The following is a 24785-nucleotide window of genomic DNA, read 5'->3' as shown; positions in this document are numbered from 1 at the left end:
GAGCGAGACAAGCGGCTCGTGAGAACCCAGTTTAGACCCTGGTTTATGCGCGCTACCTCAGAACTGGGCTCCTGCCTTCGCAGGAGCACGGCGGGACGCTAAGGGAAGCTCTCGATCCGATCGAAGGACATGGCAATGCTTTCCCAAATCCCTGCCGACGCCCGGCTTTACCTGCGCCCCACTTGGTTCGTGCCGTCGCCCATCGGCTTGGCCGAAGGGTCGGCGGCGCGGATGGGCAATGGGCTGATCTGGTTTCAGGGCTATGAGCTGACTGCGCGGAAGGATGGCCGGCGGGTGGCTCGGGTGACGGTGCCGGTCGCGGAATTTGTCGATGCCGTCGCGGGATTGCCCGATGCGCTGGCTGAGCGGGCGCAACGGTTGGCGGCCAATATTTCGGCGCAGCGTCTGCCTTTGGCGCTGGATGGGCGGACGATCCGTTTCGACGCGCCGCAGGTGATGGCGATCCTGAACATCACGCCCGACAGCTTTTCCGATGGCGGCAAGCATATGGACGATCCGCAGGCGGCGGCGGATGCAGGCTTCGCCATGGCGGCGGCGGGGGCTTCGCTAATTGATGTAGGCGGGGAATCGACCCGTCCCAAGGCGCCGAAACTCTGGGAAGGGGATGAGATCGCCCGCGTCGTGCCGGTGATCGAGAAGCTGGCGGCGGCGGGTATTTCCATGTCCATCGACACGCGCAAGGCGGCGGTGATGGAAGCCGCGCTGGCGGCGGGAGCGGCGGTCGTCAACGATGTGAGCGCGTTGCGGCACGATCCGCGGGCGATGGATGTGGTGGTTTCGGCGGGCTGTCCGGTGATCCTGATGCATGCGCCCTCGGCTGGGGACGATCCGCATGCGAATCCGGACGGTTATGGCGATGTCGTGGCCGATGTGTTCGATATGCTGGAGACGCGGGTCGAGGCCTGTCTGGCGGCCGGGGTGGCCCGCGAGAAGATCATGGTCGATCCGGGATTGGGCTTTGGCAAGTCGTTGAGCGACAATCTGGCGCTGGTGAACGGCTTGGCGCTGTTCCAGGGGCTGGGCGTGCCGTTGCTGTTCGCCGGGAGCCGCAAGCGGTTGATCGGGGCTTTGTCCAATGAGGCACCAGCGGCGGAAAGGTTGGGCGGATCGGTGGGCCTGGCCTTCCGCGCGGTGGAACTGGGCGCGCAGATGGTGCGGGTGCATGACGTCAAGGAAAGCGTGCAGGCGCTGCATCTGTGGCGCGGGCTGGCGGATGCGGGGTTGAGCGCGGTTTGAGAGTGGGGGTGGGTTTGGCCATTAGGGGGCTAAGCTGCCTTTGCCTCATTCGTCATGCTGAACTTGTTTCAGCATCCATTTCTCCTCACATTCCGCCGTCCGTGGGGCACGATGGATGCTGAAACAAGTTCAGCATGACGGCTACGGTGAAGGCGGCCTTCCACCCGTTACAGCCGCTACTTCCGGAAACTCTCCGCCGCCGCGCAGGCCAATTGATCGGCGCGCTCATTTTCCGCGTGGCCTGCGTGGCCCTTCACCCATTGCCATGTCACCTGATGGCGGGCGGCGGCCTTCACCAGTAGCTGCCAGAGTTCGGCATTCTTCACCGGCTTCCTGTCGGCCGTCTTCCAGCCGTTCTTCTGCCAGCCGAATACCCATTTGGTGATGCCGTCCATCACATATTTGCTGTCGGTATAGAGCGTCACCCGGCACGGGCGCTTGAGCGTCTCCAGCGCCTGCACCGCCGCCATCATTTCCATGCGGTTGTTGGTGGTCTGCGCCTCTCCGCCGGAGATGTCCTTCTCTTTCTCTCCAAAGCGCAGCACGGCGCCCCAGCCGCCGGGGCCGGGATTGCCCTTGCACGCGCCGTCGGTGAAGATCTCGACCTCTGGAAGCTCGCTCATGCGCCGAGCAGCGCCGCCGGGTCGGCGCTGGCGTAGAAATCGAGGCGGCGCAGATAGGCCAGCGGATCCTTGCGCGTCACCAGCGCGTCGGCGGGAGTGTTGATCCAGTCATAAGCCCGCGTCAGCAGGAAACGCAGCGCCGCCCCCCGGCAGAGGATTGGGAAAGCTGTGCGTTCGGCGTCGGACAGGCCGTGGGCCGTCATATAACCGGCGCCCAGGGCTGCGGCGCGGTCCCCGAACCAGGTCGCGCCGTCATTGCTGAACACCCAGGCGCTGTGTGTGACGGCAAGGTCATAGGCGCGGATATCGGTGCAACTGAAATAGAAGTCGATCAGGCCCGTCACCTCATCGCCCAGCATCAGCACATTGTCGGGAAAAAGGTCGGCATGGATCACCGACCGGGGCAGGTCGGCGGGCCAATGCGCATCAAGGAAAGCCAGTTCCTGCGCAACCCGCGCGCCGAGGCCGGGGGCGATCCGGTCGAAATCCTCGCCGCATTTGGCGGCCAGTTCATGCCAGCCGGGTAGGTCGAGGGCGTTGCGGCGGGTGCCGGTGAAGCCTTCCGCTGCGCGGTGCATTTCGCCTAGCGCCGCGCCCGCCGCGCGGGCCTGGCCGACGGTCGGTTCGGTGACGGAGATGCCGGTGAGGAACTCGATCAGGCAGGCCGGGCGGCCGGCGAGCTGCTGGAGGCGCTTGCCCTCGCGGTCCGCGATGAAGCGGGGGACAAGGCAACCGCGAGCGCCCAGATGATCGAGCAGGTCCATGAAAAAGGGCAGGTCCGCCTCATTCACCCGCTTTTCATAGAGGGTGAGGATGTAGCGGTGGCCTCCCCCGGAACCCAAGGCGCCGTCATGGCCGGTGGTTTCGAGCAGGTAATTGCTGTTTTCCACGCCTTCCGCGATGCCCTTGGCCGACACGAGGCGTCCGGCGTTGTAGCGGGTGAGAAAGGCGTCGATTTCTTCGGCGGGAACCTGGGTATAGACGGCCATGGATTTACGCGGCCTCCAGTCCGCGAGGGAGCTTGAAGGCAATGTTTTCGCGGGCGGTTTCCACCTGCTCCTCGATCACGTCGAACCGCGTGGCCAGCCGGTCGACCACTTCGCGCACCAGTACTTCGGGGGCGGAGGCGCCCGCGGTGAGGCCCAGCGTGCGCACGCCTTCCAGCCAGGCGAAGTCCATATCGTCGGCGCGCTGGATCAGCCGGGCGGGGGTGCCTTCGCGCTCCGCCACCTCGACCAGCCGCAGCGAATTGGAGCTGTTGGGCGCGCCGATCACATAGACCGCGTCGCATTGCCCGGCGATCGCCTTGACCGCCGCCTGCCGGTTGGAGGTGGCGTAGCAGATATCCTCCCCCTTGGGCGCATGGATGGTGGGAAAGCGGCGCAGAAGCACGGCCACGATGGCGGCGGTGTCGTCCACCGACAGGGTCGTCTGCGTCAGGAAGGCCAGATTGTCGGGGTCGGCGGGCGTGAAGGCTTCGGCATCCTCGACCGTTTCGATCAGGGTCATGTTGCCGTCATCGACCTGGCCGAAGGTGCCGATCACCTCCGGATGGCCCCTGTGACCGATGAAGAGGATGTGGCGTCCGGCCTCCACCTGGCGTTCGGCCTGGCGGTGGACCTTGCTGACCAGCGGGCAGGTGGCGTCGAGATAGTCGAGGCCGCGTTCCTCTGCCTTGGCGGGCACGGCCTTGGGCACGCCATGGGCGGAAAAGACCACCGGCACGCCGTCGGGCACCTGGTCCAGTTCCTCCACGAAGATCGCGCCCTTCGCCTTCAGGCTGTCGACCACATATTTGTTGTGGACGATTTCATGGCGGACATAGACCGGGGCGCCATATTTCTCGATCGCCTTTTCGACGATGATGATGGCGCGGTCGACACCGGCGCAAAAGCCGCGTGGGGCGGCGATCAGCAGCTTCATGGGCGAGCGAGAGGTCATGGCTTGCCGCTTAGGCGAATGTGACGGAGGATGAAAGCCGCTTCCTTTATGTTGCGCGTCCCGCAGCCTATGGATAAGAAGCCCAACGCCTGTTCCCAAGGGATTGCCTGTGACCTTTTCTCGAATTGCGCTGACCGGAATGATCGCCATGGCCCTTGCGGGCTGTTCCCAGCGGGGCGAAATCGACCCGACCGGCGGCATCGTGGCCGTGCGCTCGGCCTGCCCGGTGGCGGCGGTCCCGGCCCAGACCGGCGACATCACCCTGTTCAATCCGGCAGGCAGCACCGATGCCCGCGCGATCGACGTGGTGGCGGAAATCACCAATCTGCGCTCGACCTGCGCCGATGGAGAGCAGCTTTATACCGAGGCGACCTTTACCGTGAACGCCCGCCGCAGTGACGCAAGCGCTGCCCGGCAGGTGACGTTGCCTTATTATTCCGCCGTGGTGCGGGGCGGCAACGCCGTGGTCGCCAAGCGCGTGGGCCAGGTTGTGCTGGATTTCCCGGCGGGACAATATCGCGCCAGCGCGAACGCCAAGGCCGGATCCTATGTGAACAAGGCCGCCGCAACGCTGCCGGGGCCGATCCAGGCGATGATCACGCAGAAGCGTAAAGCGGGCGATGCAGACGCGGCGATCGATCCCTTCGCGCAGCCGGACGTCAAGGCGGCCTTGCAGCGAACCAGCTTCGAGCTGCTCGTGGGTTTCAACCTGACCCAGGATCAGCTCCGTTACAACGCTACCCGCTAAGCCCATTTTCCGTTCGGGCTGAGACAAGTCGATGCCCTGACCTTTTTTTGAGGAAAGGACGGCCCTTCGACTGCGCTCAGGGCGAACGGAGTTGAAGGAAAGTTCGTCCCTTGTCTCTTTATAACCGTTTCACCGCCCATCTCGACGCCGTGCTCGACGCGCTGGAGGCTGATGGTTCGCTGCCCGCTGGCCTGAACCGCAAGCCGGTAACGGTCGAGCCGCCCCGCGACGCAAGCCATGGCGACCTTGCCACCAATGCGGCGATGGTGCTGGCCAAGCCGGCTGGCACCAATCCGCGTGCTTTGGCGGAAAAGATCGTGGCTGGCCTGGAAAAGCTGGACGAGGTCGAGGGAGCGTCCATCGCCGGGCCGGGCTTCATCAACCTCAGGCTGACCGATGCTACCTGGCGCGCGGAACTCGCCGCGATCCATGCCGAGGCGGAGGATTATGGCCGCTCCGCCACGGGCGAGGGCATCACCGTCAATGTCGAATATGTCTCCGCCAACCCGACCGGGCCGATGCATATGGGCCATTGCCGGGGTGCGGTGGTGGGCGACGCGCTCGCGACCCTGCTGGAGCATATCGGGCATAAGGTGATCCGCGAATATTATATTAATGATGCGGGCGGCCAGGTCGACGTGCTCGCCCGGTCGGCGCATGTGCGTTATCGCGAGGCGCTGGGCGAAGCCGTCGGAGAGATTCCCGAGGGTCTTTATCCGGGCGACTATCTGGTGCCGGTGGGGCAGGTGCTGGCCGCAGACTATGGCGACAAATATGTTGGCGCGCCGGAAAGCGAATGGCTGGTGCCGTTCCGCACCAGGGCCGTGGCGGCGATGATGGACATGATTCGCAGCGATCTGGCGCTGCTGGGCATCCATCACGACATTTTCTCTTCCGAAGCCGAATTGCAGGCCGCCGGGAAGCCCGAAGCCGCGGAAAAATGGCTACGCGAACATGACTTCGTCTATGATGGCGTGCTGGAAGCGCCCAAGGGCGAGACGCCGGAGGATTGGGAGCCGGTTGAGCTGCCGCTGTTTCGCTCGACGAAATTCGGTGACGATCAGGATCGGCCGATCAAGAAATCCAACGGAAGCTGGACTTATTTCGGCGCCGACATGGCCTATCATTATCAGAAGGCGCAGACGGCCGACCAGTTGATCGACATCTGGGGCGCCGACCATGGCGGCACGGTGAAGCGCATTCAGGCTGCGGTCGCGGCGTTGACCGAAGGCAAGGCCCGTTTCGACGTCAAGCTGATCCAGATGGTCCGCCTGCTGCGCGACGGCGAGCCGGTGAAGATGTCCAAGCGCGCAGGCAATTTCGTGACGCTGGCTGATGTGGTGCGCGAAGTGGGCAAGGATGTGGTGCGCTTCACCATGCTGACCCGCAAGGCCGATGCGCAGATGGACTTCGACTTTGCCAAGGTGGTGGAGGCGTCGAAGGACAATCCGGTCTTTTATGTGCAATATGCCCATGCGCGGATTTCCTCGCTTGGCCGGCGGGCGGAGGAGGCGGGGATCGACCTGCCCGCGCCTGACCTGTCCCGCCTTGGGACGGAGGAACTGGGACTGGTGAAGCTTGCCGCGCAGTTCCCCCGCGTTGTGGAAGGGGCGGCGTCGGCCCGCGAACCGCATCGCATCGCCTTCTATCTCAATGACTTGGCTTCGGCGTTCCATAGCTGGTGGAATCTGGGCAACGACAATCCGCAGGCGCGGGTCATCCTGATGGACGATCCGGCCACTACTTCCGCGCGGCTTTTCTTGAGCCGGGGAATAGGGCAAATCATCCGTAACGGCTTGGCGCTGATGGGCGTCGCAGCCTTGACCGAGATGCAGTAACCGGCGGAGGCACGGACGAGATGGGCGATTATGCGCGGGGCAGGCTGGACCTGGACGACGAGGAGCGTCTGCCCTGGCTCGAACCCGCCATCGAGGATGAGGAGGAGCAGGGGCTCTCGCCGCTGCGGCTGCTGGGCTTCATTCTCTTTGGACTGGTGTTGATCGGTCTGGTCGTCGCGGGTGTATGGCTGATCCAGAACCGCTCGGGCGGGGCTGGCGGCGAAGGCAAGCTGATCGCCGCGCCGGCCGGGGATTACAAGATTCCCGCCAAGGAAGCCGACGCCAAGAAGTTCGACGGAGAGGGCGATGCCAGCTATGCGGCGAGCGAGGGCGTGGCCCGCGACGGGCGGATCGATCCGACTCGGGTGCCGGAAGCGCCGATCACGCCGACCGGCGCGGCTGGCAACGCCAAGTCGGCGGTGGCGGGAAAACCGGGTCAGAGCGTCACGGCTCGGGTAGCCGATGAAACCAATGCGAAGCCCGTGACGACGGTTGCGCGGCCCGCAGGCGGCATGATCCAGTTAGGCGCCTATGGCAATCAGGCCTTCGCGAAGGATGCGTGGAAGCGGCTGTCCAAACGTTTCACCTATTTGGAGCCGCTGCCGATGTCGATCGAGCAGGCAGAGGTGAGCGGCAGCACCGTCTATCGCCTGCGCGCGGCGGCGGGCGGGCAGGCCAGCACGCTCTGCGGCAAGCTGAAGGTGGCGGGCGAGAGCTGCATGGTGGTGAATTGACGCATAGCTGTTCCCCTCTCCCCTGAAGGAGAGAGGGATGAGGTCACAACCCCTTCGACAGAGCCTCTTCCAGCCGCTACCATCGCTGCCATGAAACCCGTTATCTTCGGCCTTTCCGGTGAGACCCTGACTGCGGACGAGCGCGCCTTCTTCCGCCAAGCGCAGCCTGCCGGCTATATCCTGTTCCGGCGCAATATCGTGGATAGGAAGCAGCTTCGGGCGCTGACCGATGATCTGCGGGCGCTGCATGGCCGGGACGATCTGCTCATCATGATCGATCAGGAAGGCGGCCGGGTGGCGCGGATGCAGGCGCCGGTCTGGCCGAGCTTCCCGCCCGGCGCGGTGTTCGACCGGCTCTATGAGGTCGCGCCGTCCAGCGCCATCGCGGCCGCCCGCGCCAATGCCCGGGCGATCGCCGCCACGCTGACGGAAGTGGGGATCAGCGTCGATGCCTTGCCCTTGCTCGATGTGCGGCAGGAGGGAGCGAGCGATATCATGGGCGACCGGACGCTGGGCGCCGAGCCGATGCGGGTCGCGGCGCTGGGACGGGCGGTGATCGAGGGACTGGCCGATGGTGGGGTGGTCGGCATCGTCAAGCATATGCCGGGCCATGGCCGGGCGATGGTCGACAGCCATCATGAACTGCCCATCGTCACCGCTGACGAGGATGCGCTGGCGGTCGATCTGGCGCCGTTCCAGGCGCTCAAGGACGCGCCCATGGGGATGACGGCGCATGTCGTCTATACCGCCTGGGATCCCGATCTGCCTGCGAGCCTGTCTCCCTCCATCATCGAGACCATCATCCGGGGGCGGATCGGCTTCGATGGGCTGCTGATGTCCGACGATCTCGACATGAAGGCGTTGAAGGGCAGCATTCCCGAGTTGGCGGCGGCGACCGTCGCGGCGGGATGCGATCTAGCGCTCAATTGCTGGGGGCGGATGGACGATATGGTGGGGATTGCCGATCTGCTGCCGGAGATCACGCCGGAGGCCATGACGCGCCTCGGTCGCGCGATGGCGTCGACGCACAGGCTGTCGGACGGCCCGCTGTTGGAGGAATTGCTCGCCACCCGCGATGCGCTGCTGGCGATGGTTCCGGCGTGAAGAGGGGATGCCACAAAAACCTAAAAGCGACAGTCTAGCGATGGACGATCTTTTCACCCCTCCCGCCGTTCCCGGGCCCGAAACCCTTATGCTCAGCTTCGAAAGCTGGGAGGGGCCGCTCGACCTGTTGCTGGCGCTGGCGCGGACGCAGAAGGTCGATCTGCGCGAAATCTCCATCCTGGCGCTGGTCGAGCAATATCTCGCCTATATCGAGGGCGCGCGGAAGCTGAAGCTGGAGCTGGCCGCCGATTATCTCGTGATGGCGGCGTGGCTCGCCTATCTCAAATCGGCGCTGCTGCTGCCCAAGGAGGCGCAGCCCGACCCCAGTCCGGAGGAGCTGGCGCTGCGTCTGCAATTGCGGCTCCAGCGCCTGCACGCGATGCGGGAGGCGGGGGCGCGGCTGATGGCGCGGGACCGGATCGGCCGCGACGTCTTCGCGCGGGAAAAGCCTGAAGGGCTGCGCCTCGTCCGCAGGGCGAAATGGGCGGCGAGCCTGTTCGACCTGATCCAGTCCTACGGCCAGATTCGCGCCCGGACCCAGCCGGTCGTGCATATGGTCGCGGTTCGGCCGGTGATGACTCTGGACGAAGCGATCCAGCGGGTCAGCACCCTGGTCGGCGCGGCGATCGACTGGACCGCGCTTGAAGCCTTCCTGCCGACCGGGCAGGATGGGCCGATGGCACGATCGGCGCTCGCCAGCAGTTTCGTCGCCGCGCTGGAACTGGCGCGGCAGGGGCGGCTGGAAATCCAGCAGGAGGGGATTTTCGAACCCATTTTCCTGCGCGCCGCTGTGCCGGAACCGACTGCGGGGCGTCTGTTGTGATCGAAGAACCTGATGATTTTCTCCGCGCCGTCGAAGCCGTGCTGTTCGTCTCCGAACAACCGCTGACCCCGGCCGAACTCAAGCTGCATGTGGGGGAGGCGGGGGATCTGACCGCCGCGCTCGCGACATTGAGCGATCACTATGCCGGGCGCGGCATCAATCTGGTCGAGCGGGGCGGGCGCTGGCATTTCCAGACTGCCGCCGATCTGGCCCATATCCTGCGCCGTGAGAAGGACGAGACGCGCAAGCTGTCCCGCGCCGCTATGGAAACCCTCGCGATCATCGCCTATCATGAGCCGGTGAGCCGCGCGGAGATCGAGGCCATCCGCGGCGTTCAGGTGGCGAAGGGCACGCTGGACGTGCTGATGGAGGCGGGATGGGTGCGGCCCGCAGGACGACGGGAAGTGCCGGGGCGACCGCTGATCTATGCCACCACGCATGAATTCCTGTCACATTTCGGCCTTAGCAGCCGCCGCGACCTGCCGGGTATCGATGATCTGCGCGCTGCGGGTCTGCTCGATCCGGTGGATTTGGCGCTTGAGGGTCTGGGCGCCCAATCCGTTGTGGAAAATGACGAGGAAGACGCTTAGATCATATTCTGTGGCAATATGATCTGCGGGCTTTGTTTGTCGTGATTTCCGAGCCGTGAAATGTTCCATTTCACTCGAAATCACTTTAGATAAGCGGCAGTTTCAGGAGAAAGTTAAAATGGGTTCCTTTTCGCTGATGCACTGGGTCATCGTTCTCCTGGTGGTCATGCTGCTGTTCGGCGGCGGCCGGATTTCCGGGTTGATGGGTGACGTCGCCAAGGGCATCAAGAGCTTCAAGAAGGGCATGGCGGAGGATGACGACGATGTCGTGCCGACCAAGCCCGCCACGCGCATCGAGGGCCATCGCGTTCCGGAACAGGACGCGTCGACTGCCACGCCAAATGCGGCAGATGAAAAGACCAAGGCCTGATTTTCCTCCGGCCGGGGCGGTAGGCACGCATGTTTGGTATCGATTCGTCTGAGCTTCTGGTGATCATCATCATTGCGGTGATCGTCATCGGCCCAAAAGACCTGCCTCGCGCGCTCTACAAAGTGGGGCAGATCGTCGGGAAGGCGCAGGGCATGGCGCGCCATTTCCGCACCGGCATCGACGCGATGGTTCGCGAGGTTGAGCTGGAGGAGCTGGAAAAGAAATGGGCCGCGCAGAACAAGCGGATCATGGAAGAGCATCCGCCGGAAACGACCGGGGAGATGGAAGCGCTGCCCGCACCTGGCGCTGAAGCGGCGGCGGCTGGGGAAGTGCCGCCTTTCGTGGCAGAATCCGCGCCGGTGACGAATGACGCGCCACCCTATGTGGCGGAGGTCCAGCCCGCGACCGACGGACCGCCCTATGTCGCGCAGGAGCCTGCGCGGAAGGGGGACACGGCGGCATGAAGGATATCGACGACAGCAAGGCGCCGCTGCTCGACCATCTGATCGAGCTGCGTGGGCGGCTGCTCAAATGCGTCTATGCGCTGTTCATCACGGGCGCGATCTGTTTCTATTTTTCTGAGCAGTTGTTCGCCATATTGGTCTATCCGCTCAAGGAAGCCTTTGGTGATGGCGGCGGGCGGCTGGTCTATACCAAACTTTACGAAGCCTTTTTCGTGCAGGTGAAGATCGCGGTTTTCGGCGCCTTCTGCCTGTCCTTTCCGATCATCGCGAACCAGCTCTGGGCCTTTGTCGCGCCGGGGCTCTACGCGAAGGAAAAAAAGGCGCTGCTGCCGTTCATCATCGCCACGCCCTTTCTCTTCGCCATGGGGGCTTCGCTCGCCTATTTCGTGGTGATGCCGACCGCCTTTCATTTCTTCCTGGAATTTCAGGGGAACAGCAGCGGCCTTCAGGTGGAGGCGTTGCCAAGCGCGGACGCCTATCTGGGGCTGGTGATGCAGTTCATCCTGGCCTTCGGCATCAGCTTCCTGATGCCGGTGCTGCTGATGCTGCTCAATCGGGCGGGCTTCGTCAGCCGGGCGCAGTTGATCGGCCTGCGCCGCTATATGATCGTTGCCGCCTTCATCCTGGCCGCGGTGCTGACGCCGCCCGATGTGGTGTCGCAACTGATGCTCGCGATCCCGTTGCTGGCGCTGTATGAGATCACCATCATCGCCATCTGGTTCACTGACCGGAGACAGGCCAGAGACGTGGCGGCGGCCGAAGCTGCGAGCTGAAGAAAAAAGGCTCGCCGAGGAGGCGAGCCTTTTCGGATCAGTTGGCGGCGTTCTCGACCGCCTGGCCGGCGCTCTGCACGTCCTTGCCGGCACCCTCGACGGTATTGCAGGCCGCGACCATCAATGAACCGGTCAACAAAAGGGCAGCTAGAATCTTCCTGGTCATCATCGTCTCCTTTTCAGAGCTTTTTGTCCTGCATCCCTGACGGGAAATGCTTCAACCGGACATCATGCCGGTGACCCAGGGAACAACCCGCCGCTCGGAAAAGCGTTCCGAAAGCGAAAATATCTCCGATTTCCGTGGGATAAGCCCAAAAATTCTGAGCCCGGAACGCGTCGGGGGGGGGGAGATGCGTTCCGGGCTCATGTTTTTTTGGATAGCAAGAGCGGGGGGCAAAAGATTTGCTATCCGCAGTGCAGAACTATCGGGCGGAGGATTAGGTTCCCGGAGCTCCGAAAAATCATCAGATTTTTATTATGTTATTTTTCAACGAGTTGAATGGTTTCTAACGGATTAAACGTAAAATATTCCCTCCGCCGCCAAAAAAATCCAGGTCAGATGAGGGGACGGCCGCTGTTGCGATATTCGGGCCGGATCGTCGACTGGGGAAGGCCGGGCGCCGCAGCAGGCAAGGGATCGGCGGTTGCCGCACCGGTTGTGGCGGACGGGGAGGAAATGGGGATGGGCAGTTCCAGGGCAGGGGCGAACGGCAAGGGCTTCACCGGCCAGGCCGGACCTGACTGCGTTTCCCGCCCCAGATAGGCGGCGCGGAAGGCGGCGGGCGTTCCGTCAAAGCCGGACGGACGGTAGAAGATATGCGCGCCGATCACTGCAACGGGCCGCATCGCCGTCGCCCAGTCGGGCCGGACCGCCAGCGTGTGATAATAGGTGGCGAGGCCCACGGGTTGATAGACGAGACCGGAGAGGGCTTGGGCGGCGATGCGGCGCGCACGCGCCCAGCCTTCGGCGTTGGCCATGCGCGCCATGGAACCGTCGCAACTGAAGGTGAACTGGCAGCGATAATCGGCGCGTTCCGACCCTTGATAGATGACGCCGCACACGCTTTTCGGCCAGAGCGGATTGCGCACCCGGTTCAGCACCACCTGCGCCACGGCGCGCTGGCCCTCTTCCGGCTCGCTCCCGGCCTCATAATAGATGGCGGAGGTCAGGCAGTTGAGTGCCCGGTAGCTGTCGAGCGCCGTCAGCCCGCGAAATGCCATGGCGGGGGCGACCTGCACCGCGTCGAGTCCCAGAACATGCTCGCTGTTCAGCGTGGCGGCGCCAGCTACGGGATCGAAAGCGCCCTCAGCGAAGAAAAAGGCTGATCCGGGGAAATTCTGGCCCGGCTTTTCGGCGGGGTCATCCTGGATTCCCGTCGCGGCCAGAAGGTCGAGAGGCGCGGCGGTGATCAGGCGCGGCGCGGCCAGTGCGACAAGCGCCAGCGCGGCGATCGCGCCATGCCTCGCCCTCATCGCCTTTACTGTCCTGCCGCCCGCCAACTGATCTTTTCCTCTGAGAATCCGTAGCTTGGCACCGGCCATAAGGGAAAAGCCTTGCCATTTCCTCCCACGATTACGCGCTGTCCCGCAATGGAACAGCGGGGGAAGCAAAGCTTAACGGGGCGAAGGACAAACCGGACTTTTGCGCGGCCATCATTCCCTTGCTTGGCAAGGGCGTATCTGGTCCGCTATGCGGAGACCATGCTGGTTCAGAATGATAGCCTTGCCCTGATTGGCAACACGCCGTTGGTGCGCCTCACCGGCCCTTCGGAAGAGACGGGCTGCGACATTTTCGCCAAGTGCGAATTCGCCAACCCCGGCGCTTCGGTGAAGGATCGCGCCGCGCTGTTCATCGTCAACGATGCCGAGGAAAAGGGGCTGTTGAAGCCTGGCGGCACGATCGTGGAGGGCACGGCGGGCAATACCGGCATCGGCCTTGCGCTGGTGGCCAATGCCAAGGGGTATAAGACGATCATCGTCATGCCCGAGACGCAGAGCCGCGAGAAGATGGACACGCTGCGCGCTCTGGGCGCCGAGCTGGTGACGGTGCCGGCGGCGCCCTATTCCAACCCCGGCCATTTTGTGCACACCTCTCGCCGTATGGCCGAGGAAACCGAAGGGGCGATCTGGGCGAACCAGTTCGACAATATCGCCAACCGCAAGGCGCATATCATCGGCACGGCCGAGGAGATCTGGACCCAGATGGATGGGCAGGTCGACGGCTTCACTTGCGCGGCGGGCACGGGCGGGACGATTGCGGGCGTCGGGCTGGGCCTGAAGGCGCATGACGAGAATATCACCATCGCCTTGAGCGATCCGCATGGTGCGGCACTCTACAATTATTACGCCCATGGCGAGTTGAAGGCGGAGGGCAATTCGGTGGCCGAGGGCATTGGTCAGGGCCGGATCACCGCCAATCTGGAAGGCGCGCCGATCGATACGCAGTTCCGCATTTCCGATGAAGAAGGGCTGCTCTGGGTGCGGCGCTTGTTGGCCGAGGAAGGGCTATGTCTGGGGCTGTCCTCGGGCATCAATGTCGCGGGCGCGGTGGCGCTGGCGAAGCAGCTCGGGCCGGGCAAGCGGATCGTCACCATCCTGTGCGATACGGGATTCCGTTATCTTTCAACGCTCTATAATCGCGAATGGCTGGAATCGAAGGGCTTGACTGTCTTCCCCTGGCTCGCGCACACTCGTTGACCGTTGATACGGGTCTCGACGGTAAAAGAAAAAGAGCGCTTCATGGCTGAAACACCCCGCCAACAGGAAGGGTTGCAGCGTGTCCAGATCGGCCTCACCGGGCTGGCGGGCGTGGTGTTGCTCGTGGGTCTGGCGAATATCGTGATCGATAAGGCGCGGATTGACGATCCGACCGTACCGCCGCCCACCGTGCCCACGCTGGACGTCAATGCCGTGTCGCCCAAGGAGCCGCTGGCGGAACTGGGCGTGCAGCCCGCGCCGGAGCAGGCGCCGATCGTGCCGGATTTGCAGCCGGACCCCAATCTGAAGAAACCCATGGATCGTGAGATTCCACCGGCTTCGCGCTGACTAACAGCTTGAAATTTCTGCTCCGAACTTGGGCGATGCTGGCTTTGCCGGGGGTGCTGGTGCTGCTCGGCGGGCTTCCGGCGTTGCTGCGGACGGGGCAGGTCGATCCGCGTGGCTGGATGCTGCCTGCGCTGTTGTTGACCCCGGCGGCTGCTTTTTTAAAAGCGCGGCGGGGTGAGGGGGCGGCCTGGTGGGTCGGGCTGGGAACGCCGGGGGCGGTGCTATCTTGCGCGTTTTTGGCGAGTTGGCATGTGCCGGGGTTGGTGCCGGTGGCGTGGTTGCTCGGCGTGGTGGCACTGGCAACCTTGGCGGGGCTTCAATTTGAAAGGTTTCGTGCTCCTGCCGTTGCAGGAGCACGGCAGTTGGTGGGGCTAGGGCTGGCTCTGCTGGCTTTGGCGATATGTTGGCTTGCCAGAGAGCCTCGCGTTGAACCTTTACAACGGCGGCCGGAATTGGCGGTCATCAGTGGCTTGCCGCTTTTCTGGAGAGACGGCGAGAAGGGGCTGGCGGCCAAGGCTGACGCGCCCATCATCGCCCTGTTGCGCCAGCGCTTCACGGTCACGCCCGTCGACAGCCCATTCGCGTTGGAAAAGAGCCGGACCAAGGCGCTGCTGCTTGCCCAACCGCGCGCCTTTTCGATGGATGAACTGGTGGCGCTCAATGCGTGGATCAGGCGGGGCGGCAAAGCGCTGATCCTGGCCGATCCGCAATTGCGCTGGCCGATGGACTTGCCATTGGGTGACCGGCGCCGGCCGCCTGCCGTTACCCCGCTCTCCGCGATGATCGAATATTGGGGCGTGAAGCTGATGCCGCCTGCCGCTGGAGCGGGCGAGGAACGCCGTTTTCTGGGCGATGGGCGGATGCTGACCGTCTATGCGGCCTCGGGTTTCGATGATGCCGGGCCGGATTGCCGCATCGGGGGACGTGGGCTGGTGGCGCACTGCGGGGTGGGAAAGGGGGTGGCGACCATCGTGGCCGATGCCGACCTGATCGACGACCGCCTCTGGCTGGCCGATCCGGCCGCGCCGTTGGACCCCGGTCAGTGGACCGCCGATACGCCGCAATTTGTCGCACAGGCCTTGGGTGGCGAGCTTCCTGCCGGTCGCCGCTGGGTCAGGTCGGGCCAGGCGCTGGTCAACGCCGTCCGCTGGGCAGCTCTGGCCGGGATTTTCTGGGCAGCCTTGGGCGCGGTGCTGTTCCGGCGGCGGAATCGGGCGCATTTTGACCGCTCTCGACAACATGTCATCGTCCCGAAACCAGAAATTGGGGACTAAATACCAGAACAAAACAGGATTTCCCGGATTCTCCCAAAATATCCCTTTTCTTGAACCCCGTGGCTTGGTATTTGAAAGCCATAGGGGTTTGTCAGGCTTTGCTAGTCCTGTGAGCCGGTTCGTCATCGTGGCGATCCGGTTGGCGACAGCCTGCGCCCTGGGAACAGAGGGGCAGCGGTCCAAAAGTGTCGGAAGTCATTCTCTATACGGGCAACGCGTTCAGCGTCGCGGACGGCAAGGGCCGTTTCGTGCTGCCCCTGGAGATGCGCCGGCAGGTCAAGCTCTCCAGCGGCAACGAAACGCGGCTTTTTCTCTCGGTCCATGGTGGCAACCCCTGCGCCACGGCCTTTGGTGAGTCGCATCGCCGTCATCTGTTCACCGAAGTCGAGGAATTGGCCCGCGAAGCGCGCGCGGCCGGCCGCGACTATGATGCCGATCTGGAGCTGGAACGCCGCCTCGGCACGATCGAGGAGGTGAATTTCGACGAAGGCGGCCGCTTCGCCATGTACCCCGATATCAAAGAGGAATATGGCATCACTGACGCAGTCTTCTTCTATGGTGTGGGCCGCTACATCCAGATCTGGAAGCCCGAAACGCTGGTCGGCAGCAAGGACCGGCCGGAACTGATCCGCAACAAGGTGCGCCGCTGGCTGGACCAGCGCGAAGCGGGAGGCGGCAAGTGAGCGCTCCCGTCGACCCCGATCGTCACATTCCGGTGCTCATCGACGAAGTGCTCGACGCTCTCGCCATCAACCCCGGCGAGGTCCATGTCGACGGCACATTCGGCGCGGGCGGCTATTCCAGCGCCATGGTGGGCAAGGGCGCGAAGGTCTTCGCCTTCGACCGCGATCCCGATGCGATTCGGGAAGGACAGGCGCTGGCCGACGAGAAGGGCATTACCCTGATCGCCGGTGAGTTTTCGCGGATGGAGGAACTGCTGGCGCAGCGGGGCGTGCCCTCGGTGGCGGGCGTGACGCTGGATATTGGCGTGTCCTCCATGCAATTGGACCGGCCGGAGCGGGGTTTTTCCTTCCAGGGTGACGGGCCGCTGGACATGACCATGAGCCAGAGCGGCATGAGCGCCGCCGATTTCCTCAACAATGCCCCCGAGCAGGAAATTGCCGATGTCCTGTATCGCTATGGCGAGGAGCCGCGCTCGCGCCGCGTGGCGAAGGCGATTGTCGAGGCGCGTCCGTTGGAGCGTACCGGCCAGTTGGCGAGCGTCGTGCGCCGGGCGCTCGGCCACAAGCCGCATGACAAGAAAGACCCGGCCACCCGGACCTTCCAGGCGATCCGCATCCATGTGAATCGCGAACTGGAGGAGCTGGAGCGCGGGTTGGAGGCGGCCGAGGCGATATTGGAGGAAGGCGGGCGGTTGGCGGTCGTGACCTTCCACAGCCTTGAGGACCGCATCGTCAAGCAGTTCCTGCGCAATCGCAGTGGTGGCGAAGCAGGTGGATCGCGCCATTTGCCTCAGAAGAAGCTCGGTCCCGCGCCCACTTTCGAAAAGCCTGCCAAGGCGGTGCGGCCCGGAGAAGCGGAGCTGGCCCGCAATCCCCGAGCCCGATCCGCCACCCTGCGCAGCGCCATTCGCACTTCCGCCCCTGTTGCCACCCGGAGTCCCCGCTCATGATCGCGGTCAAGAGATTGCAGAGCCTGATCTGGATCTTGCTCGTCGCGTTAGGTGCGCTGGGGGCTTATATGGTGTCGCTGAAGGTTGCGACCGAGCGCAACGAGCTGATGAAGGTGCGGGTGCAGATCGCGCGGGCGAAGGCCGATATCCGCTATCTGGAGACCGAGTTCAGCGCGCGCGCGAACATGCGCCAGCTTGAACGCTGGAATCAGGATGATTTCATGTATGCGACGCCGACCGCCCAGCAATATCTGGCGGGCGAGCGCGCTCTGGCGCATCTGGACGGCGTGCAGCCCAATGGGCCGGACTATGTCGCGCCGCCGGTGATGGTGGCGATGGTGCAGACGCCCGCCGACCTGCCCTCCGCGCCCCAGGCCGCCCCGGCGAGCCCTGCCGCGACGCAGATCCGCAGCGACATCGCCGTGATTCGCGAAGCCCATGCCGCCGACAATGTCGACAAGATTGCCAAGCCCGTGGTTAAGACCGCCAAGGAAAAGGCAAAGGATGACGCCGACAGTTCGAAGCCCAATCCCGTCGCTCGCCGCGCCGAGCGGATGGCGATGCTGGACGCGAAGCTGCTGGACGACAGCACCATGGGCGATCTGACGGCGCAGGCCAAGCGCGAGCGTCGCAAGGGGGATCGCTGAAATGGCGACGATCATCGTCCAGCCAGGCGGAGCCAGAGCGGGCAAGCAGCGGGTCGACCTGACGGCGATCGCGCACAACCGGCTGATGCTGCTGCTGATCCTGTTCTTGGTTGTTACAGGCGTGGTGGTCCTGAGGCTGACCTGGGTCGGCATTTTTTCGGGTGGCGGACGGGGCGGCGACGTGATGTCGGGACTGCCTGCTCGGGCCGACATTGTGGACCGCAACGGGGTGCCGCTGGCGCGGACCATGGACGCTTATTCCATAGCGGTGCGGCCTTCCAAGCTGATCAGCGATCCATCCGATCTTGCGCGCAAGCTGCATGAGATTTTCCCCGATGAACCGGAATCGGCCTTCCACAAGAAGCTGACCGGCAAAGGCTGGGCCTATCTGCGCCGCCGCGCGCTGCCCGAGGAAGTGGCGGCGGTGAATGCGCTGGGCGAGATCGGCATCGAATTTCCGCGTGAAAAGGAACGGCTCTATCCGCAGCGCACCTTGGCGGCGCATGTGCTTGGCTTTGCGCCCAATGCGGATGGCAAGGGCGGCATGGGCGTCGAGGCCGCGTTCAACGACCGCCTGACCGATCCTGCGCTGCGTGGGCAGCCCTTCGCCATGTCCATCGATAGCCGGGTCCAGGGCGCGCTGGAGAGCGAGCTTTACGCGCAATTGGTGCAGACCCGCGCCAAGGGCGCAAGCGGGGTGATCCTGGATGCCAATAGCGGCGAAGTGATCGCCATGGCGTCAATCCCGGTCTTCGACCCCAACAAGCTGCAAAATTACGCGGGCAAGTCGTGCAGCGAATCGCCGCTCTGCAACCATATGGTGCAGGCGCGCTATGAGCTGGGTTCGGCGTTCAAGCCGCTGTCGATCGCCGCGGCGATGGACCGGGGGATCGTGACCTCCATGTCCAGGACCTATGACGCGACAGCCCCACTTGCCATCGCCGGTTTCCGGATCAAGGACGACCATCCGCTTGGCCGCTGGATCAACGTGCCGGAAATCCTCGTGCACAGCTCCAATATCGGCACGGCGCGCATCGCCGACCAGATGGGCGCGGAGCCTTTGCAGCATATTTTCCGCGAGTTGCACTTCAACGATCGTGCGCCGATCGAACTCAACGAACGCGCCGGGACGCTCTGGCCGGCCAATTGGGGGCGCATCACCACGCTGACCGTTTCCTATGGCCATGGCATCGCCGTAACGCCTTTGCATCTCGCTTCGGCTTATGCGGCGCTGGTCAATGGCGGGCTGTGGCGGCCCGCTACGTTGCGCAAATTGAAGGCCGAAGAGGTGCCGGAGGGCCGCCGGGTCTTCTCCGCCGCCACCAGCGCGCGCATGCGGCAACTGTTGCGCATGATCGTCGCGGCGGGTACAGGTCGCAGCGCCGACGCCAAGGGATACCGGGTGGGCGGCAAGACTGGTTCGGCCGAAAAACCCCAAGAAGGCCGGTATAACAAGACTTCGCTGGTGACGACTTTCGCTTCTGCCTTCCCGATGGACAATCCGCGCTATGTGGTCCTCGTCACCATGGACGAGGCGACGGGTCAATATGGCCTGCGCACGGCGGCCTGGACCGCCGCGCCGGTGGTGAAGCGGGTGGTCGAGCGCACCGGGCCGATGCTGGGCGTGCTGCCCGACGAGCGCCGCGACGTCGATATTTCCGACCTCATGCCGTTGCTGCACGGCGACAAGGAGAAAGAATAGGATGCGCCTCGGGTCGCTCATCGAGGGGCTGGATGCAAAGCCCGACACCAAGGCATCGCTAGATGTGCCGGTGTCGGGCTTTGCGATCGATAATCGGAAGGTCGCGCCGGGCACGGTGTTCGGGGCCTTCCAGGGCGCGCGCGTGAATGGCGAGGATTATATTCCCGCCGCCGTTCGCGCAGGAGCCGTGGCGGTCGTTGCCCGGCCCGAGGCCAAGGTCGATGGCGCGATCCATATCGCCCATGACAATCCGCGCCGCCTGTTCGCGCAGTTGGCCGCGCGCTATTTCGCGCCTTTCCCGGATGTCACGGTTGCCGTCACAGGGACCAACGGCAAGACCTCCACGGTGGAACTGGCGCGGCAATTGTGGCGGATGCTGGGGCATCATTCGGCCTCCATTGGCACTTTGGGCGTCACCACCTCGGTCGATCAGGTGTCCACAGGGCTGACCACGCCGGACATCGTGACCTTCCTCTCCAACATGTCCGGCCTGAAGCGCGAGGGCGTCACCCACGCCGCGTTCGAGGCGTCGAGCCATGGCCTTGCTCAATATCGCACCGAAGGGCTGCCGGTGTCGGTCGGCGCCTTCACCAACCTGTCGCGCGATCATCTCGATTATCATGGCGACATGGACAGCTATTTCGAGGCCAAGATGCGGCTGTTCGACGAGGTGGTCGCGCCCGATGGCACGGCGGTCGTCTGGGCCGATGACGAGTGGTCGGACAAGGTCATCCAGCGGGCTACGAAGCGGGGGCTTCGTGTGCTGAGCGTCGGGGTGCAGGGGCTTGGCTTTCGCCTTGCCAACCGCACCCCGACCCAGTTGGGCCAGGCGCTGGAAGTCGAGGTCGAGGGCAAACTCTATAAAGTGAATTTGCCGCTGATCGGCGCCTATCAGGCCGCCAATGCGCTGACCGCCGCCGGGCTGGTGATCGCGGGCGGCGAAGATGTGGCCAAGGTGCTGGAACTGCTCGGCCGGGTGCAGCCGGTGCGCGGGCGGCTGGAACGGGCCGTCATCACCAGAGCGGGCGCGCCGGTCTATGTCGATTATGCGCATACGCCCGATGGCCTGCGCGCGGCGATCGAGGCGCTGCGTCCGCATACGCGTGGGCGCTTGATCGCGCTGTTCGGCGCGGGCGGAGACCGCGATGCAGGCAAGCGGCCGCAAATGGGCAAGGTCGCGGCGGAACTGGCCGACCATGTGATCGTGACCGACGACAATCCGCGTTCGGAGGAACCTTCCTCGATCCGCGCCGCCGTGATGGCAGGCGCGCCGGGGGCAGAGGAGATTGGTGGGCGCCGCGCCGCCATTGCCGCCGCCATTGCGCAGGCGGGCGCGGATGATATCGTGCTGCTTGCGGGCAAGGGGCATGAGCAGGGGCAGATTATCGGGGACCGTGTGTTGCCCTTTGACGATGTGACCGTGGCGCGGGAATGCGCTGGATGAGCGCATTGTGGACCTCCGAAGAGATTGTGCAGGCCACAGGGGGCGTCGCTTCGGCGCCCTTCGCCGTTTCTGGCATGGCGTTCGACAGCCGCGAAGTGACGGGCGGCGACCTGTTCGTCGCGATGAAGGGCGAAACGACGGACGGCCATCGTTTCGTGGAAAAAGCCTTCGGGCAGGGCGCGGCGGGCGCCATCGTCAGCGAACCGATCGCCCAGCCGCATGTGCTGGTGCCCGACAGCGCGGCGGCGCTGGTGGCTTTGGGCCGGGCCTCGCGCGCCCGGATGCAGGGCAAGGTGGTCGGCGTCACTGGATCGGTTGGGAAGACCGGCACCAAGGAAGCGCTGTTCCATGCGCTCGACCGGATCTGCCCCGGCAAAGTGCATCGTTCGGTCAAAAGCTATAATAATCATGTCGGCGTGCCCCTCAGCCTGGCGCGCATGGCGCGGGACTCGGCCTTCGGCGTGTTCGAAATGGGCATGAACCATGCGGGCGAACTGGCTGCGCTGACGCAGCAGGTGCGACCGCATGTCGCCATCGTCACCGCCATCGCGCCCGCCCATATCGAATTTTTCGGCACCGAGGAGAAGATCGCGGAGGCCAAGGCCGAAATTTTCGAAGGGCTGGAACCGGGCGGCACGGCGGTCATCCCCTATGACAGCCCCCATGTCGCCACCCTTTATGCCAAGGCGGAGCGGCATGCCGCGCGCATCCTGACCTTCGGCTTTGATCCGGAGGCCGATGTCCGCGCCCGCGAAATGGTGCCGGCGGCGGGCGGCGGCACGCTGGTCACGGCGACGCTGCCCGGCGTGGAACTATGCTTCACCGTGGGCGCGCCAGGCGAGCATTGGGTGTCCAATGCGCTGGCCGTGCTGGCGGCGGTCGAGGCGCTGGGCGGCGACCTGGCGGCGGCGGGGCTGGCTCTGGCGGAGATGCCGGGGCTGCCGGGCCGGGGCGAGCGGCGCATTGTGCCGGTTGAGGGCGGCGAGGCGCTGCTGATCGATGAAAGCTACAACGCCAATCCGCTGAGCATGGCGGCGACGCTCAAGCAGTTGGGCCGGGAGCAGGCCAGGCGCCGCGTCGCCGTGCTGGGCGGCATGCGCGAGCTGGGCGACCGGAGCCGGGAGCTGCACGCCGGGCTGGTCGAACCGCTGACGGCGGGACAGGTGGATTATGCCATCCTCGTTGGCGAGGAAATGCAATCTTTGGCGGATGCGCTCGGCGGCGTGATCGCTTTTGATCATGTGTCGGACACGGCGAATGCAACTGATCTTATTCAAAGGGAAATGCGCGCGGGTGACGCGATTCTGGTGAAAGGCTCGAACGGCATTGGCTTGTCGAGGCTCGTCGCCGCGCTCAAGGAAAAGACGAACTGATGCTCTACTGGCTTGCCCAGACCATGGATTTCGCGGGTGTGTTCAACCTCATCCGTTATCTCAGCTTCCGCGCTGGCGCCGCGATTGCGACGGCGTTGATCATCGGGTTGGTGATCGGGCCGCGCTTCATCGGCTGGCTGCGGGTGCGGCAGGGCAAGGGGCAGCCGATCCGCGACGACGGCCCGCAGACCCACCTTGCCAAGCGCGGCACGCCGACCATGGGCGGGCTGATGATCCTGACGTCGGTGGTATCGTCGGTGCTGCTGTGGATGGACCTGTCGTCCATTTACGTATGGGCCTGCCTGTTCGTGACTTTGGGCTTTGGCGCCATCGGCTTCCTCGACGATTATGACAAGGTGACGAAGGCCAGCCACAAGGGGCTTTCGGGCAAGATGCGTCTGGCCTTCGAGTTTCTGATCGCGGGTTTTGCGGCATGGCTGATTGTCAGCCAGCATGGCAATACCGCGCTTTATGTGCCTTTCTACAATGGCCCGGCGATCGAGTTGGGGCCGTTTTACTTCCTGTTCGCAGCGTTCGTGATCGTGGCTTTCGGCAATGCGGTGAACCTGACTGACGGTCTTGATGGCCTCGCCACCATGCCGGTGATCATCGCCTGCATGGCCTTCATGGCGATCGTCTATCTGGTCGGCCGCGCGGACTTTGCGGGCTATCTGGGCATTCCGCATGTGCCCGGCGCGGGCAACCTCACCATTCTTTGCGGGGCAATCATCGGGGCGGGCCTGGCCTTCCTCTGGTTCAACGCACCGCCTGCGGCCGTGTTCATGGGCGATACGGGCAGTCTTGCGCTCGGTGGCACCATTGGCGTGATCGCCGTCACCGCGCATCATGAAATCGTGCTGGGCGTGATCGGCGGGCTGTTCGTGGTCGAGGCCATGTCCGTCATCATCCAGGTCTTCTTCTACAAGCGGACCGGCAAGCGCGTGTTCAAGATGGCGCCGATCCACCATCATTTCGAACAGCTAGGCTGGGCCGAACCGACCGTCGTGATCCGTTTCTGGATCATTTCCTTCGTGCTGGCCCTGGCCGGCCTCGCCACTCTGAAGCTCCGGTGAGCGCCATGGGGATCGTATCCGACGTCTTTGCGGGCAAGAAATATGCGGTGCTGGGTCTGGCCCGTTCCGGCCTCGCCACAGTCGAATGCCTGGCGGAAAGCGGGGCGCAGGTCGTCGCCTGGGATAGCCGCGACGAAGCCCGCGCGGCTGTCGCGGACAAGGCGGAACTGGCCGATCCGGCTGAGATCGACCTCAAGGGCTTTGACGGCGTGGTCGTTTCGCCCGGCGTGCCGCTCAACAAGCATCCCATCGCCATGCACGCCAAATTGGCGGGCGTACCGATCATCGGCGACATAGAGCTGTTCGCGCTGGCCCGCCCGGCGCTGCCCAAGCATCGCGTGGTCGGGATCACCGGCACCAACGGCAAGTCGACCACCACCGCGCTGGTCCATCATATCATCGAGACGGCGGGCATCCCGACGCGCATGGGCGGCAATATCGGCCTTCCCATTCTCGGGCAGGATCCACTGCCGGAGGGCGGCGTCTATGTGCTGGAGCTGTCGAGCTATCAGATCGACCTGACGCAGAGCCTCGATTGCGATGTGGCGGTGCTGCTCAACATCACGCCGGACCATCTGGACCGCTATAATGGCTTTGAAGGCTATGTAGCGTCCAAGGCGCGTCTGTTTGAAATGCAGTCGGCGGGGCACCGCGCCATCATTGCGGCCGAAGATGAACCGAGCCGTTCCATCCTCGCCCAGGTCTGCCAGGCCCGTGGCGGTGGAGAAGATGTGGTCGAGGTGTCGTCCGGGTTGGTTGATCCTGTGGAACAGCGTGGCTGGCCCTCGCTGCAAGGGCCGCATAATGCGCAGAATGCCGCAGTCGCGATGGTAACGGCTGCGGCGCTCGGTATTGATCCTGCTACGATCAAAGCCGCCCTTGCCAGCTACGCCTCGCTCCCGCACCGGATGCAGCGGGTGCGGGAACTGAACGGCGTCCTCTACGTCAACGACAGCAAGGCGACCAACGCAGCCTCGACCGCGCCCGCTCTGGCGGCCTATCCGCCGGTCGAGGGCCGCAAACGGCTGCACTGGATCGTCGGTGGCCTCGCCAAGACCGACAATCTGGACGAGTGCGCACCCTATTTCGACAATGTGGCACAGGCCTACACCATCGGTGAAGCGGGGCCTATGTTCGCTGAGTTGTTGCGTGGCTCTATGGCGGTGGATGACTCGGAAATGCTATCCGCCGCCGTTCGCCGCGCGGCGAGGGTGGCCCAGCCGGGGGATGTGGTGCTGCTGTCGCCCGCCTGCGCGAGTTTCGACCAGTTCCGCGATTTCGAGGCGAGGGGCGATGCCTTCGCCGCCGCCGTCGCGGCACTGGAATAGA

Annotated in this window: 26 protein-coding genes; 21 read left to right on the top strand and 5 right to left on the bottom strand. The window is 64.3% G+C overall.

Going from position 1 to position 24785, the window contains the following annotated elements; translation table 11 throughout:
- Window positions 1-135 precede the first annotated feature (135 nt).
- Window positions 136-1257 (top strand): dihydropteroate synthase, encoded by a 1122-nt coding sequence (gene folP, locus HHL26_RS14960; RefSeq protein ID WP_066559435.1) that lies wholly within the window; start codon window positions 136-138, stop codon window positions 1255-1257.
- A gap of 176 nt (window positions 1258-1433) precedes the next feature.
- Here the strand turns inward: folP and rnhA are convergent, their stop codons facing one another.
- The 3 genes from rnhA to ispH are packed head-to-tail and all read right to left on the bottom strand — an operon-like array spanning window position 1434 to window position 3821.
- Complete coding sequence (gene rnhA, locus HHL26_RS14955; protein ID WP_066559433.1) at window positions 1434-1880, bottom strand: ribonuclease HI; 447 nt, start codon at window positions 1878-1880, stop codon at window positions 1434-1436.
- Complete coding sequence (thrB, locus tag HHL26_RS14950; protein WP_066559431.1) at window positions 1877-2869, bottom strand: homoserine kinase; 993 nt, start codon at window positions 2867-2869, stop codon at window positions 1877-1879. Before thrB ends, rnhA begins: the two co-directional genes overlap by 4 nt.
- 4 nt (window positions 2870-2873) lie before the next feature.
- Window positions 2874-3821, bottom strand: a complete 948-nt coding sequence (ispH, locus tag HHL26_RS14945; RefSeq protein ID WP_066559429.1) for a 4-hydroxy-3-methylbut-2-enyl diphosphate reductase — start codon at window positions 3819-3821, stop codon at window positions 2874-2876.
- A gap of 139 nt (window positions 3822-3960) precedes the next feature.
- Between ispH and HHL26_RS14940 the strand changes: the two genes are divergently transcribed.
- From HHL26_RS14940 to tatC, 9 genes are all read left to right on the top strand, one after another.
- Window positions 3961-4569, top strand: a complete 609-nt coding sequence (locus HHL26_RS14940) for a hypothetical protein (RefSeq protein ID WP_066559428.1) — start codon at window positions 3961-3963, stop codon at window positions 4567-4569.
- A 110-nt stretch (window positions 4570-4679) separates the two neighbouring features.
- Window positions 4680-6407 (top strand): arginine--tRNA ligase, encoded by a 1728-nt coding sequence (gene argS, locus HHL26_RS14935; RefSeq protein ID WP_066559427.1) that lies wholly within the window; start codon window positions 4680-4682, stop codon window positions 6405-6407.
- A 20-nt stretch (window positions 6408-6427) separates the two neighbouring features.
- The gene (locus tag HHL26_RS14930; RefSeq protein WP_066559425.1) at window positions 6428-7141 is read left to right on the top strand and encodes an SPOR domain-containing protein; all 714 of its coding nucleotides are present in this window, start codon (window positions 6428-6430) and stop codon (window positions 7139-7141) included.
- A 90-nt stretch (window positions 7142-7231) separates the two neighbouring features.
- Entirely contained in the window at window positions 7232-8245 is a 1014-nt protein-coding gene (nagZ, locus tag HHL26_RS14925; protein ID WP_066559423.1) for a beta-N-acetylhexosaminidase, read from the top strand.
- 40 nt (window positions 8246-8285) lie between these two features.
- Window positions 8286-9068, top strand: a complete 783-nt coding sequence (locus HHL26_RS14920) for a ScpA family protein (RefSeq protein ID WP_066559418.1) — start codon at window positions 8286-8288, stop codon at window positions 9066-9068.
- Window positions 9065-9658 carry an SMC-Scp complex subunit ScpB gene (scpB, locus tag HHL26_RS14915; RefSeq protein ID WP_066559416.1) on the top strand — a complete coding sequence of 198 codons (594 nt, stop codon included), beginning with the start codon at window positions 9065-9067 and terminating at the stop codon, window positions 9656-9658. Before HHL26_RS14920 ends, scpB begins: the two co-directional genes overlap by 4 nt.
- Before the next feature lie 118 nt (window positions 9659-9776).
- Window positions 9777-10028 carry a twin-arginine translocase TatA/TatE family subunit gene (locus HHL26_RS14910; RefSeq protein ID WP_066559414.1) on the top strand — a complete coding sequence of 84 codons (252 nt, stop codon included), beginning with the start codon at window positions 9777-9779 and terminating at the stop codon, window positions 10026-10028.
- 29 nt (window positions 10029-10057) lie between these two features.
- A complete protein-coding gene (tatB, locus tag HHL26_RS14905; protein ID WP_066559412.1) occupies window positions 10058-10492 on the top strand; it encodes a Sec-independent protein translocase protein TatB in 435 nt (144 codons plus the stop codon).
- Window positions 10489-11265, top strand: coding sequence for a twin-arginine translocase subunit TatC (gene tatC, locus HHL26_RS14900; RefSeq protein WP_066559409.1), 777 nt, complete (start codon window positions 10489-10491; stop codon window positions 11263-11265). The genes tatB and tatC overlap by 4 nt, the downstream gene beginning before the upstream one ends.
- A gap of 37 nt (window positions 11266-11302) precedes the next feature.
- Here tatC and HHL26_RS14895 read toward each other — a convergent pair whose 3' ends face one another.
- Entirely contained in the window at window positions 11303-11431 is a 129-nt protein-coding gene (locus HHL26_RS14895) for an entericidin A/B family lipoprotein (protein WP_025546951.1), read from the bottom strand.
- Between the two features lie 389 nt (window positions 11432-11820).
- The gene (locus HHL26_RS14890; protein ID WP_066559406.1) at window positions 11821-12738 is read right to left on the bottom strand and encodes a cell wall hydrolase; all 918 of its coding nucleotides are present in this window, start codon (window positions 12736-12738) and stop codon (window positions 11821-11823) included.
- Window positions 12739-12966: 228 nt separating this feature from the next.
- Here HHL26_RS14890 and HHL26_RS14885 point away from each other — a divergent pair, with 228 nt between their 5' ends.
- From HHL26_RS14885 to murD, 11 genes are all read left to right on the top strand, one after another.
- Window positions 12967-13962, top strand: a complete 996-nt coding sequence (locus HHL26_RS14885; RefSeq protein WP_066561911.1) for a cysteine synthase A — start codon at window positions 12967-12969, stop codon at window positions 13960-13962.
- Window positions 13963-14004: 42 nt separating this feature from the next.
- Window positions 14005-14310: a hypothetical protein gene (locus HHL26_RS14880; RefSeq protein WP_044660141.1), complete on the top strand. Its 306-nt coding sequence runs from the start codon at window positions 14005-14007 to the stop codon at window positions 14308-14310.
- Window positions 14311-14318: 8 nt separating this feature from the next.
- Entirely contained in the window at window positions 14319-15584 is a 1266-nt protein-coding gene (locus HHL26_RS14875) for a Gldg family protein (protein ID WP_237229822.1), read from the top strand.
- A 185-nt stretch (window positions 15585-15769) separates the two neighbouring features.
- Window positions 15770-16267, top strand: a complete 498-nt coding sequence (locus HHL26_RS14870) for a division/cell wall cluster transcriptional repressor MraZ (RefSeq protein WP_066559403.1) — start codon at window positions 15770-15772, stop codon at window positions 16265-16267.
- A complete protein-coding gene (gene rsmH / locus HHL26_RS14865; RefSeq protein WP_066559402.1) occupies window positions 16264-17217 on the top strand; it encodes a 16S rRNA (cytosine(1402)-N(4))-methyltransferase RsmH in 954 nt (317 codons plus the stop codon). The genes HHL26_RS14870 and rsmH overlap by 4 nt, the downstream gene beginning before the upstream one ends.
- Entirely contained in the window at window positions 17214-17864 is a 651-nt protein-coding gene (locus HHL26_RS14860) for a colicin transporter (protein WP_066559400.1), read from the top strand. The genes rsmH and HHL26_RS14860 overlap by 4 nt, the downstream gene beginning before the upstream one ends.
- A gap of 1 nt (window position 17865) precedes the next feature.
- Window positions 17866-19566 carry a penicillin-binding protein 2 gene (locus HHL26_RS14855; RefSeq protein WP_066559398.1) on the top strand — a complete coding sequence of 567 codons (1701 nt, stop codon included), beginning with the start codon at window positions 17866-17868 and terminating at the stop codon, window positions 19564-19566.
- Window position 19567: 1 nt separating this feature from the next.
- Window positions 19568-21010 (top strand): UDP-N-acetylmuramoyl-L-alanyl-D-glutamate--2,6-diaminopimelate ligase, encoded by a 1443-nt coding sequence (locus HHL26_RS14850; protein WP_066559395.1) that lies wholly within the window; start codon window positions 19568-19570, stop codon window positions 21008-21010.
- A complete protein-coding gene (gene murF / locus HHL26_RS14845) occupies window positions 21007-22383 on the top strand; it encodes a UDP-N-acetylmuramoyl-tripeptide--D-alanyl-D-alanine ligase (RefSeq protein ID WP_066561910.1) in 1377 nt (458 codons plus the stop codon). The genes HHL26_RS14850 and murF overlap by 4 nt, the downstream gene beginning before the upstream one ends.
- Window positions 22383-23456, top strand: a complete 1074-nt coding sequence (gene mraY, locus HHL26_RS14840) for a phospho-N-acetylmuramoyl-pentapeptide-transferase (RefSeq protein ID WP_066559393.1) — start codon at window positions 22383-22385, stop codon at window positions 23454-23456. Before murF ends, mraY begins: the two co-directional genes overlap by 1 nt.
- Before the next feature lie 5 nt (window positions 23457-23461).
- Complete coding sequence (gene murD, locus HHL26_RS14835) at window positions 23462-24784, top strand: UDP-N-acetylmuramoyl-L-alanine--D-glutamate ligase (protein WP_066559390.1); 1323 nt, start codon at window positions 23462-23464, stop codon at window positions 24782-24784.
- The last annotated feature ends 1 nt before the right edge of the window (window position 24785 follow it).

Origin of the sequence: Sphingobium sp. TB-6 (assembly GCF_012927365.1) — a bacterium.
Lineage (GTDB): Bacteria > Pseudomonadota > Alphaproteobacteria > Sphingomonadales > Sphingomonadaceae > Sphingobium.
The sequence above is the reverse complement of the archived record's forward strand: the minus strand, read 5'-3'. Positions and strand labels throughout refer to the sequence as shown.